We start from the raw sequence: 730 nt of genomic DNA, 5'->3' as shown, positions 1-730 counted from the left end.
GTGGGCTCGACGGTCGGTTCGCTGGTGGGCTCCGCGGTCGGCTCCGCGGTGGGGTCAGCGGTCGGCTCGGCCGTGGGCTCCGCCATCGGCTCGGCCGTCGGCTCGCTGGTCGGCTCCGGCGTCGGCTCGGCGGCCTTCTGCTCGGCGTCGAAGCTCACCGACAGCGGCAGTGGGGTCTTCTTGGCGTCCCCACCGGACCCGGAGGCATACCACCGGGGCCGCATATCCGGGTGCAGCGCGTCGATGAACTCCCCCGGGAAGGACCCGGAGAACACCCGGTCGCCCTCGCGGTACTCGCGGCCCGCGAAGTCCGGGGTCCCGGTGACCGTCACCCGCTGGCCCTCCCGGCTGAGCTCCACGTGATCGAAGGTGGCCATGGTGACCCGGTGGTACCCGCCGCTGTTCTCGTCGTTGAGCATCCAGCTCAGCTCCACGCTCAGTCGCGCCGAGCCGTCCGCCTCCACATCCAGGCGGGGATTCCCGAAGCTGGTGATCACCCCCGGGGCCATGATCGCGTAGTGCCGGATGCGCACCCCGCCGTCCCAGGCCACCGAGGCCCGTCCGCTGCGCCCGTCGTACCAGCCGCGGCCCTCACCGAAGACGTACTGCTGCCCCTCGCGGGTGACCGGGCCCAGCGGTTCGGGGGTCCAGGACCGCATGTAGTCGTTCACCGCCCAGGACAGGCTCGGGTGGGAGACCTCCACCGCATCGGCGGGACGCTGCAGGGGGT

1 protein-coding gene and 1 pseudogene are annotated in these 730 nt (G+C 72.5%); one reads left to right on the top strand and one right to left on the bottom strand.

Annotation, left to right across the window (positions count from 1 at the left end; all coding sequences use genetic code 11):
- Positions 1-363 carry a glycine zipper domain-containing protein gene (locus NS354_RS13960; protein ID WP_082678086.1) on the top strand — a complete coding sequence of 121 codons (363 nt, stop codon included), beginning with the start codon at positions 1-3 and terminating at the stop codon, positions 361-363.
- Here NS354_RS13960 and NS354_RS13955 read toward each other — a convergent pair.
- A pseudogene (locus tag NS354_RS13955) lies at positions 315-659 on the bottom strand (HtaA domain-containing protein); the annotation flags it as partial. The gene NS354_RS13960 and the pseudogene NS354_RS13955 overlap by 49 nt on opposite strands.
- Positions 660-730: the final 71 nt, after the last annotated feature.

Source organism: Leucobacter chromiiresistens (assembly GCF_001477055.1).
Taxonomy (GTDB): Bacteria; Actinomycetota; Actinomycetes; order Actinomycetales; family Microbacteriaceae; genus Leucobacter; species Leucobacter chromiiresistens_A.
The sequence above is the reverse complement of the archived record's forward strand: the minus strand, read 5'-3'. Positions and strand labels throughout refer to the sequence as shown.